The organism is Terrisporobacter sp. (assembly GCF_017888745.1).
Classification (GTDB): domain Bacteria; phylum Bacillota; class Clostridia; order Peptostreptococcales; family Peptostreptococcaceae; genus Terrisporobacter.
Genome location: NZ_JAGHFM010000024.1, coordinates 1 through 11324, shown reverse-complemented (window position 1 = coordinate 11324; position 11324 = coordinate 1). Strand labels below are relative to the sequence as shown.

Annotated in this window: 10 protein-coding genes and 1 other annotated feature; of the genes, 1 reads left to right on the top strand and 9 read right to left on the bottom strand. The window is 28.3% G+C overall.

The genetic code is table 11. The features are described 5' to 3' along the window. Positions 1-75 precede the first annotated feature (75 nt). The 6 genes from alaS to J7G74_RS00815 form a co-directional block, all read right to left on the bottom strand. Positions 76-2715: an alanine--tRNA ligase gene (gene alaS, locus J7G74_RS00840; RefSeq protein WP_297130540.1), complete on the bottom strand. Its 2640-nt coding sequence runs from the start codon at positions 2713-2715 to the stop codon at positions 76-78. A gap of 299 nt (positions 2716-3014) precedes the next feature. Then, positions 3015-3233 (bottom strand) — a binding site (T-box leader). A 66-nt stretch (positions 3234-3299) separates the two neighbouring features. Beyond that, positions 3300-4388, bottom strand: a complete 1089-nt coding sequence (mnmA, locus tag J7G74_RS00835) for a tRNA 2-thiouridine(34) synthase MnmA (protein WP_297130537.1) — start codon at positions 4386-4388, stop codon at positions 3300-3302. Between the two features lie 176 nt (positions 4389-4564). Continuing rightward, positions 4565-5008 carry a Fe-S cluster assembly scaffold protein NifU gene (gene nifU / locus J7G74_RS00830; protein ID WP_297130534.1) on the bottom strand — a complete coding sequence of 148 codons (444 nt, stop codon included), beginning with the start codon at positions 5006-5008 and terminating at the stop codon, positions 4565-4567. Positions 5009-5089: 81 nt separating this feature from the next. After that, a complete protein-coding gene (nifS, locus tag J7G74_RS00825; protein WP_297130531.1) occupies positions 5090-6283 on the bottom strand; it encodes a cysteine desulfurase NifS in 1194 nt (397 codons plus the stop codon). A gap of 12 nt (positions 6284-6295) precedes the next feature. After that, positions 6296-6766 (bottom strand): RrF2 family transcriptional regulator, encoded by a 471-nt coding sequence (locus J7G74_RS00820; protein WP_297130528.1) that lies wholly within the window; start codon positions 6764-6766, stop codon positions 6296-6298. Between the two features lie 231 nt (positions 6767-6997). After that, entirely contained in the window at positions 6998-7774 is a 777-nt protein-coding gene (locus J7G74_RS00815) for a GNAT family N-acetyltransferase (protein ID WP_297130525.1), read from the bottom strand. Between the two features lie 267 nt (positions 7775-8041). On the opposite strand from J7G74_RS00815, the gene J7G74_RS00810 reads away from it, so the two are divergent. Beyond that, the gene (locus J7G74_RS00810; RefSeq protein WP_297130522.1) at positions 8042-8257 is read left to right on the top strand and encodes a hypothetical protein; all 216 of its coding nucleotides are present in this window, start codon (positions 8042-8044) and stop codon (positions 8255-8257) included. Positions 8258-8386: 129 nt separating this feature from the next. Here J7G74_RS00810 and J7G74_RS00805 read toward each other — a convergent pair whose 3' ends face one another. From J7G74_RS00805 to J7G74_RS00795, 3 genes are all read right to left on the bottom strand, one after another. Continuing rightward, positions 8387-9679 (bottom strand): replication-associated recombination protein A, encoded by a 1293-nt coding sequence (locus J7G74_RS00805; protein WP_297130519.1) that lies wholly within the window; start codon positions 9677-9679, stop codon positions 8387-8389. Between the two features lie 340 nt (positions 9680-10019). Beyond that, complete coding sequence (gene codY, locus J7G74_RS00800) at positions 10020-10805, bottom strand: GTP-sensing pleiotropic transcriptional regulator CodY (protein WP_297130516.1); 786 nt, start codon at positions 10803-10805, stop codon at positions 10020-10022. 162 nt (positions 10806-10967) lie between these two features. Further along, on the bottom strand, positions 10968-11324 hold a 357-nt coding region (locus J7G74_RS00795; RefSeq protein WP_297130513.1), incomplete at its 5' end, for a DNA topoisomerase family protein.

The following is an 11324-nucleotide window of genomic DNA, read 5'->3' as shown; positions in this document are numbered from 1 at the left end:
TTTTTATTATTTGTAACACCATTAAATTGTACTGTATAATCTAAATTATTATCCAAAATAACTCCCCCTTCTTGGTTATTTTATTTGGCTTTTTATTATCTCACTTGCATGACTTAAGGCTTCATCTACTTTAGATATATCAGTTGCTCCAGCTTGGGCCATATTAGGTCTACCTCCCCCTTTACCATTAGCTATTTTAGCAACCTCTCTTACTATATTTCCTGAATGTATACCTTTTTGAATTACATCACTAGTAGCAGTAACTACAAAGTTGACTTTATTATCAGCTACATTTGAAAGAACAACAACACCACTTCCTACTTTATCTCTTAAAGTATCTGCTGTTTCTTTTAATGTATTCATATCTATATTCTCAAATTTAGCACATAATAAGTTTACTCCATTAACTTCTATCTTTGAATCAAGTAATGCATCAACTGATTGTAAGTTTAACTTAGTTTTAGTATCATGTAATTCTTTAGCTAAAGATTTATTTTCCTCAACTAAGTTGCTAGCTCTTTGGACTAAATTATCTTCTTTAGTTTTTAAAGCTACACATACATCGTTTATCATATTATCTCTTTGTGTTAAATATTCATAAACAGCATGACCTGTTATAGCTTCTATTCTTCTTACTCCTGCTGCTACTCCACCTTCAGATAATATTTTAAACAATCCTACTTGAGAAGTATTACTTAAGTGAGTTCCACCACAAAGCTCTATTGAATAGTCTCCCATAGAAACTACCCTAACCTCATTACCATACTTTTCGCCAAATAGTGCCATAGCTCCTTTTTCTTTTGCATCTTTAATGTTCATTATTTCACAATTTACATCTAATGAATTTAAAATAGCTTGATTTACTTTTTCTTCAATAAGTTTTAATTCTTCTTTTGATATCGGCTCAAAGTGAGTTATGTCAAATCTTAGTCTTTCTGGGGTAACAAGAGAACCTGCTTGGTTCACATGATCTCCTAAAACTTGTTTTAAAGCTTCATGTAATAAGTGAGTAGCTGTATGATTTCTTGCAGAAGCCATTCTTACTTCTTTATTTACTTTTGACTCAAGTTTATCTTCTACATTTATAGAACCTTTTTTAACAATACCTATATGTTTTATAGTATTATTTGCACCTTTTCTAGTATCAACAACTTCAAATATAGCATTTTCATTTTCTAAAGTACCTATATCTCCAGCTTGTCCTCCACCTTCTGCATAGAATGAAGTTTCATCTAGAACTATAATCGCTTTTTCACCTTCGTTTATATTATTAACTATTTCATCTTCTTTAACGATAGCTGTTACATTACCTTCTTTATTTAAGTTGACATATCCATCAAATGTACTTGCTATACTTTCATCTAATTTAGATAGTGGATCTTCTTTCCAACTTTCATCTTCCATGTTTCCTCTATCTTTTCTAGCCCTTTGTCTTTGTTCCTCCATTTCAGCATTAAAAGCTTCTTCATCTATATCAAATCCTTGTTCTTCAAGAATTTCTTTAGTTAAATCCATTGGGAATCCATAAGTATCATAAAGTTTAAATGCATTTTCTCCACTTAATACTTTTTCATTATTAGATTTTAATTCTTCAATGTAAGAATTTAATATTTCACTACCTTGATCTATAGTTTCATTGAACTTTTCTTCTTCTATTTTTATAACTTTTTTAACATAATTTTCTTTTTCCACTAATTCTGGATAGGCTTCCCCACTTACAGTTTTAACTCTGTCAAATAATCTGTATAAGAAATCTTCTTTTATTCCTAATAACTTTCCATGACGAGCAGCTCTTCTTAATAATCTTCTAAGAACATATCCTCTTCCTTCATTTGAAGGTAATACACCATCTGCTATTAAGAAACTCATAGCTCTTATGTGATCAGTTATTATTCTTATAGATACATCTTTTTTAGCATCTTCACCATATTTTACATTTGCTAGTTCTTCTATTCCAGAGATAATATATTTTATAGTATCAATTTCAAATATATTATCTACATCTTGCATTATGCAAGCCATTCTTTCAAGACCCATACCTGTATCTATGTTTTTGTTTGCAAGTTCAGGATAAGTACCATCTTCTTGTCTATCAAATTGTGTGAAAACTAAGTTCCAGAACTCTAAATATCTATCGCAATCACATCCTGGTTTACAGTCTGGATTATCACATCCATATTTTTCACCTCTATCGAAATAAATTTCCGAACATGGTCCACATGGTCCAAGCCCTATTTCCCAGAAATTATCCTCTTTACCTAATCTAACTATTCTATCTTCTGGCACTCCTATTTCTTTCGCCCAGAAATCATGAGCACTATCATCATCTAAATAAACAGTTACCCATAATCTATCAGTTGGTATATTTAGGTGCTTAGTTATAAACTCCCATGCCCATGTTATAGCTTCTGGTTTGAAGTAATCTCCAAATGAGAAATTTCCTAACATCTCGAAGAATGTACCATGTCTAGCAGTTTTACCTACATTTTCTATATCACCTGTTCTTATACATTTTTGGCAAGTAGACATTCTCTTGCTTGGTGGTACTTCAACTCCTGCGAAGTAGTTTTTAAGTGGTGCCATACCTGAGTTTATAAGTAATAAACTTTTATCATTATTTGGTATTAAAGATGAACTTTTACCAACATAATGTCCCTTTGATCCAAAGAATTCTAAAAATCTTTTTCTAATTTCATTACAACCTAATTTTTGCATTTTTACCTCCTCTAATTTATCTTAGTATTATTTTTATTTTTTTAATAAAACTTAAATAAAGTTGTATAATATGTAATTTGATATATTTTAATAACTAAGTAATATATTTACCCAAAATTATTAAATATATTGTCTTATAAAATAAAAATTTCACTTCGCTCATATAGCCAACGACTTCGTCCGTTGCTCAAGTAACAAAGTTGAAAATTATATTTTATCCACAGATCAGATAACATATAATTTCCTTATATAACATATAATTTCCTTATAATAAAAAAACTCGCGCCTATATAAAACTATATAGGGGCGAGATATTTTCGCGGTACCACCCTAATTATCATAATAAAATATGATATCTTCGGAAAACCTTAGTTATAACGTAACTACCGTCAACCTATACTTAATTTCCAGATTGATACTCCAAGACTGCTTCAAATATTCTATTCTAGGAGTTCTCACCATTTCTCCTTCTCTGTGAAGACTTCAAATATTTTACTATTTCTTTTCATTGTATTTAAGTAATTTATAAAGTTATATTTGTATAAAATAATTCTACTAAACTTTTAGTTCATTATCAAGAGAATTTATAAACTTTTGTCAATAATTCCTCCACCTACTACAACATCTCCATCATACATCACAACAGATTGTCCTTTTGTTATAGCTCTTTGAGGCTCATCAAACACTATTCTAACAGAATTTTTACCATTGTTATAAACTGTAGCTGCAGCTGGTTTTGCAGAATATCTAATCTTAGCCTCTACTCTTATTGGTTCTGTTATTTCATCTATTTTTATTAAGTTAACATCTTTTGCTATAAGTTCTTTACTAAATAAATCATCATTAGAACCTAGTATAACATTATTTGTATTAGGATCTATATCAAGAACAAACATAGGCTTACCAAATGCTACACCTAAGCCTTTTCTCTGACCTATAGTATAAAATACTATCCCTTTATGCTTTCCTAGTATGTTTCCTTTAGTATCTACAAAATTACCTTCTTTTATGTCTTTTTTTGCATGTCTTTTAACATAATTTGCATAGTCATTATCTTTTACGAAACATATTTCTTGACTATCTGGTTTATTATGAACATCTAAACCTAATTCTTTTGCCATTTCTCTTACTTTATCTTTTTCATAATATCCTATTGGTAAAAGTGTATGCTCTAATTGTTCTTGAGTCATGTTATATAATGCATATGTTTGATCTTTTTTATCAGTAACAGATTTAACAAGTAAATATCTTCCTGTTTCTTCATCTTTTTCTATTTTTGCATAATGCCCTGTTGCAACATAATCACAACCTAGCTCTCTTGCTCTTCTATATAAATCATCAAATTTTATATGTTTATTACAAGCTATACAAGGATTTGGCGTTCTACCTTGTAAGTACTCATCTATAAAGTAATCTATAACTTTCTCTCTGAATACATCCTTAAAATTTAATACATAAAATGGTATTCCTAGTTTTTCTGCAACATGTCTAGCATCTTCTACTGCTTCAAGAGAACAACATCCACCTTCATTTTCTATTAAATCATATTCTTCATCGTCTTGCCATAATTTCATGGTAACGCCGATTACCTCATATCCCTGTTCCTTAAGTAAGTAAGCAGCAACAGAACTATCTACTCCACCACTCATACCTATCATTACTCTTTTGCTCATTTTTTAATCACCTCATTTTATATATTATATATATTTTTAATAATTTTTAAAAGCATAATTTTAATTGCAAACAGTCAATTAGATAAACTTAAATCTAATAAATCTTCAGATACTTTATTATTCTCCATAAAAAAATCTTTGGGCTTTTCCCCAAAGATTTTAATTTATAATAGTTTCTAGTCTTCTTCTATATCATGATGATGATCATGATCATCGTCTATTACTACGCCATCTAATTCAGGTATATGAATGTTATTTTTTTGAGCATAATCTATTAATGCTGCTTTTATAGCTTGTTCTGCTAAAACTGAACAGTGCATTTTTACTGGTGGTAGTCCATCTAAAGCTTCAGCAACTGCTTTATTAGTTACTGCTAGAGCTTCATGTATAGTTTTTCCTATTACCATTTCAGTAGCCATTGATGAAGAAGCTATTGCTGATCCACATCCAAATGTTTGGAATTTACAATCTTTTATTATTTCATTTTCTATATCTAGATATATTTTCATTATATCTCCACATTTAGCGTTTCCTACTTCTCCAACACCACTTGCATTTTCTATTTGTCCAACATTTCTTGGGTTTAAGAAATGATCCATTACTTTATCACTATATTGCATAATCCTGTCCTCCTAACAATTTTAATTGTTTAGTTATTTCCATTAATTTATTTTTATAATCATCTTTTGTACATATATTAACTATTTATTTTTTTGTTCTTTTAAATAAGTTTGATATAAAGGTGAGAATGATCTAAGTCTTTCTATTACACCTGGTAAATTTTCTAATATATAATCTATATCATCATCTGTAGTAAAATCACCTACTGTAAGTCTTAAAGAACCATGAGCCCATTCATGAGTTAATCCTATTGACATTAAAACGTGTGATGGATCTAATGAACCTGATGTACAAGCTGATCCACTTGATGCAGCTATTCCTAACTGATCTAATAATAATAGTATTCCTTCACCTTCTATAAATTCAAATGAAAAGTTTGCATTCCCTGGTAATCTATTAGTTCTATGACCATTTAATCTTGTGTGAGGTATTCTTTCTAATACTCCATCAATTAGTTTATTTCTAAGTCTAGTTAATTCTGATATATGACTTTCCATGTTTCCTTTAGCTATTTCTGCAGCTTTTCCGTAGCCAACTATTGCAGGAATATTTTCAGTACCAGCTCTTTTTCTTCTTTCTTGAGCTCCACCATGGATTAGGTTTTGTATTCTTACACCTTTTTTCATGTATAAAGAACCTATTCCTTTTGGTCCATATATTTTATGACCTGACATACTCATTAAGTCTACACCTAATTCTTTAACATCAACTGGTATATTCCCTGCTGCTTGAACAGCATCTGTATGCATTAATGCACCATGCTCATGAGCTATTTCAGTTATTTCTTTTATTGGTTGTATTGTTCCTATTTCATTATTAGCATACATTATACTCACTAATATTGTAGTATCTTTTATTTCTCTTTTTAATTGTTCTATATCTACTATACCATCTGCATCTACATCTAAATAAGTAACTTCAAATCCATGTACTTTTTCTAAATATTCACAAGTATGAAGTATAGCATGATGTTCTATTTTACTTGTTATTATATGATTTCCTTTATTTTTTCTTGCAAAAGCTGCTCCTTGTAATGCCCAGTTATCACTTTCAGTACCACCGTTAGTAAAGAATATTTCATTTGGGTCTGCATTTACAAGTGATGCTATTTGTTTTCTAGCTTTGTCTAAAGCTGTCTTAGTTTCTCTTCCAAATAAGTGAAAACTTGAAGCATTGCCAAAATAATCAGTTAAGTATGGCATCATTTCATCTAATACTTCTTTTTTAACTGGAGTAGTAGCTGAATAATCCATATATAATCTTCTTTTTTCCATAATAGTCATCTCCTATTTTTTATTATTCATTAAATTTGTTATATCAAATTCTTTAGTTTTTATGTCATTATTTCTCTTCATATAATCATCAATCATATCTTGTAGTGTAATGGAGTTTAGTACTTCTTCGATGCCTTGTTTTAACTTTTCCCAAACTATTCTTGTAGAACAGTCATTTGAATTTTCACAAGCAGTTTCATCTATTATACATTGAGACAAAGCTACTGGACCTTCTAATATAGTAAGTACATCTCCAACTGTTATTTTTCTAGCATCTCCGTTTAGAAGATATCCACCCTGAGCTCCTCTTACACTTTTTATCAATTGTGATTTTTTCAAAGTCGAAAATATTTGTTCTAAATATTGTTCTGGTATTTTTTGTTTACTGGCAATTATATTTAAAGGGATAGGCCCTTCATCTACATGTAGAGATAATTCAAATATTGCCTTAAGTCCGTATTTACCTTTAGTTGATAATTTCATTTTTTATCACCCTCTATACCAAATACAATTCATACTAAAATAGTATGAATTTATTTGACTATATTGTATTATTTCATACCAATTTTGTCAAGATTTATTTCTGACTATTTTTATCAGAATTAAAATTTTATGATTTTAATCTCAATATAATATATACCCAGAAAAAAATAAAGATAACTCAAAACTGAAATTATCTTTATTTTTCCAAAATAATTATATTTTTCATAGTAATTATGACCTATATATACTCCAGTGTCCTATTTTTTCAAATCCTAACATTCTATACATATTACCTGCTTTCTCATTATCACAAAATAGACAAGGTACTTTATTTTCTTCTAATAACTCATTACATATTTTTATAAGACATTTAGTCGCAAATTTACGATGTCTATATTTAGGGTGAGTTCCCACCCCTATTATCATCGCATTATTTCTGTTTTCTGAAGTACTTTTGGCCATAGATACAACCTTTCCTCCTTTCTCAATACAATATCCTCTTCCAGTTTTTAAACTAGACTTAATACTATCAATTGTTGTATTTTCAAATTCATCAATTTCTTCGTACAATTTTACAACTTTATTTAAATTTCCAAATCTAATTTTTTTAAGCCTTACATTATCTTCTTTTTTATAAGCTGGTAATAAATTCTTATTTACTAATTTAAATATTTTTACTTTTCTATACCTTCTTAAATTTAATCTATCTTCTAACATTTCTAGTGCTTCTGATTTTCCACAAACTTCTTCACATCCACTATTATTTATGAATTGAGCAAACTCTTCCACATCAAAATCATCATACGCATAAAAAATTATAAATTCAAAGCATTTTAATAAGATACCTTTAATTTCGCCTTTATCATTTATGTCTCCATATATACTAAAAAAGAAACTATCATATCCATATCTTTCTATATCCCCTAATAAAAATATATTAACTTCTTTTTCTTTATTCAAGTATTTAACAACTCTTTTATGATAATTACTATTAAGTCTCTGAATCATTAACATTCCCCCTGGTATTCTTCATATAAAGTTTTTATCTTAATATAATATATTAAATTTTTATCAATTATTAATCTTTTAACTATTTTATAAATTTAACAAAATTTCCCTATATATTTAATCATATGTGTATTTAATCTTACTTGCAATTAAAAATTCATCTTATATATATCAAAAAATTATAAATTTTTATTGGTAATGTTTTATAGGCATTTTAAACAATATAAAACAAATAATAAGTTTATAATAATGAAAAGGAGTATACAAATGACTAATAAAAAAAGACCTAGCACAAAAAAAATGAAGGATTACGAAAATGAAAAAATGGAAATAGCTAAAGAATTAGGTACAAATGATCCTTATGATACTGAAGTTAATACAAAAATTGCATCTCAAGATGAAGCAGTTAATAGTAGCAAAACTATAACTAAAAGAAATAACTTACACAACTTTGAAAAAACAAAAGGACGTAAAGATATATAAGAATATATTTAGTATTATAAAAAGGCTATCAAAAATAGATATTCTCATCTATTCTTAATAGCCTTCTTTACTTTCTATTTATTTATAATTTTAACGTTCTTATAGAAATATAATACTTTACATCATACGCTATATATTATTTTTATTTTCAGAGTTATATTTTAGAGTTGTCCAATAATCATCATAAGCTTTTTCATTTTTATTGTTACATGGTTTATAATATCTTTTATCTTTAATAGCATCTGGTAAATATTGCTGATTTACATAATGATTAGCATAATTATGAGGATATTTATATTCAACGCCTCTTCCTAAATTTTTAGCTCCAGCATAATGTGCATCTTTTAGATGAGTTGGAATGTCTCCTGTTTCTATATTATCCAAATCATAAAGAGCCATATCTATTGCATTAATAACTGAATTTGATTTAGGACATTGTGCTAAATATATTGTAGCTTGAGCAAGTGGAATTCTAGCTTCTGGAAAACCCAATTGTAAAGCAGCAGAAACGCATGCTTCTGTTATAGTTATAGCTTGAGGTACAGCAAGACCTACATCTTCACTAGCAACACATAATAACCTTCTAGTTATAGATTGAATATCACCAGCTTTAATTAATCTCGCCAAATAGTGTATAGATGCATCTGGATCAGAGCCTCTTAGTGATTTATGAAATGCAGACAATATAGAGTAACCATCATCTCCACCCTTATCATAATTTAACATTTTTACACTAGAACAATCTATAACACTATCTAAAGATATATTTACTGAGTTCGTTGCAATATCTATTCCCATATTAAAGGCTAATTCTAATTTATTTAATGCATTTCTCATATCACCATTACAAGTGTCTGCAATATACTCTAGTGCTTTATCTTCTATACTTATAGAGTCATATGTATATAAATATTTTAATTTATTTGCCGCTCTATTAAGTCCCTTAATTATATCTTTTTTATTTATAGATTTAAATTCAAATATACTACTTCTACTTAAAATAGCTTTATAAACAACAAAGTATGGATTATCAGCAGTACTAGCTATTAATGTTACAGATCCATCTTCAATCACTTCAAGTAATGATTGTTGCTGTTTACGATTTAAAGCTTGAATTTCATCTAACATAAGTATTATTCCATTATATGAAAATAAATCCTGTTTGTTAGAATCTATTACCTCTTTTATTTCCTTAACTCCACAATTAACAGCATTAAGTTTAACATATTTTTTATTTGTTATATTAGCTATAATATTAGCAAGAGTTGTCTTTCCAGTTCCTGGAGGTCCATATAATATCATATTAGGTATATTATTGTTTTCTAATATTTTATTAATAATTTTCCCTTTTCCGATTATATGAGATTGTCCTACCATATCATTTATATCTTTTGGTCTCAATCTATCTGCTAAAGGCTTCATACTATCTCCTCCTTTGCATTTAATTGGTATTATGAATTCTATCTTTACTATATAATCATAATATTTGTATAAATAAATTTTCTTTTCTTATATAATCATTTCATTTATAAATTACAAGTTAAAATGTAAAATTTATTAATAAGTTATATTAATTATAAGTTCTAAATACATAAAAAATTCACTTTACTTAAGCCACTGCTTGGGCGCTCCACTTCATGTGTCCAACGACTGTGTCCGTTGATCAAGTATCAAAGTTGAAAATTATGTGTTATCCAAAGAACAGATAGCATGTAATTTCCTTATAATTAAAAAGGTATCTAAATAAGATACCTTTAATTTATTAGTAATTACTTCTTACTTTATTTAATTCTGGAATAAGCTTATCGTTTAGAATCTTTATATGAGTTCCCTTCATACCTAAAGATCTAGATTCTATAACACCTGCACTTTCAAATTTTCTAAGTGCATTTACTATAACTGATCTAGTTATACCAACTCTATCAGCTATCCTACTTGCAACAAGTAAACCTTCATTTCCTTCTAATTCTTTGAAAATATGTTCTACAGCTTCAAGTTCAGAATAAGATAAAGTTCCTATTGCCATCTGAACAACTGCTGTTTTTCTCATTTCAACTTCCATTTCTTCACTTAATGCTCTAAGTACTTCCATACCCATGACAGTAGCACTATATTCAGAAATAACTAAGTCATCATCTGTAAATATGTCATTATATCTAGATAAGACTAATGTTCCTAGTCTTTGTCCACTACCTAATATAGGTACTATAGTAGTATATTTTTCTAATCTTTCGTGTTCATAAGGGAAGATTTCTAAGACCTTTTCTCCAGTTAAATTTTCTAGAGTTTCACTTATCTTTAAAACACTATCTGTATATGCTTTTGGGAAGATTTGTAACTTAGTTTCTTCATCTTCAATAACTGAACTATCTTGTACATCTTTTAAATATAAACCAATTACTTTTCCTTTTGCATTTATTACATATATATTAGCCCCTAATACTTGTCCTAAAGCCTCAGCTAACAGGTCAAAAGATACACTACTACCTCCGCTTGTTTGAAGAGTTTTATTAATTCTTCTTGTCTTTTGTAATACTTCACTTGCCATATAATCATCTCCTTAACAAAGTTTAAGGTTTTCAAGAATTTTACAATATTCTCTATCTTCTTAGTTAAATACTTTATTCTACCCATTTTATTCTAACATAGAATTAAGTTATTAACAACTAATCGATTTTACTTTTCTTAATTTTCTGTCATTTTTTTAATATTATTCAATTGTCTTTCCTTCAGCCTTACACTCTTTATTAGAACATACTTCTTTAGTTTCATTTTTTGTTTGTTTTTCTATCATATAACTACCACATTCTTTACATAGTTCACCTGTCGGTTTATACCAACTTATGAAATCACATTCTGGATAGTTAGAACATCCATAAAAAGCCTTACCTTTTTTAGACTTTCTAAGTATAATTTCTCCATTTTTGCACTTAGGACATTTTATACCCAATTTATTTACTAGAGGTTTAGTATTTTTACAATCAGGATAGTTTTTACAAGCCATAAACTTACCAAATCTTCCGTATTTAATTACCATATTCGATCCACATAATTCACAGATTTCATC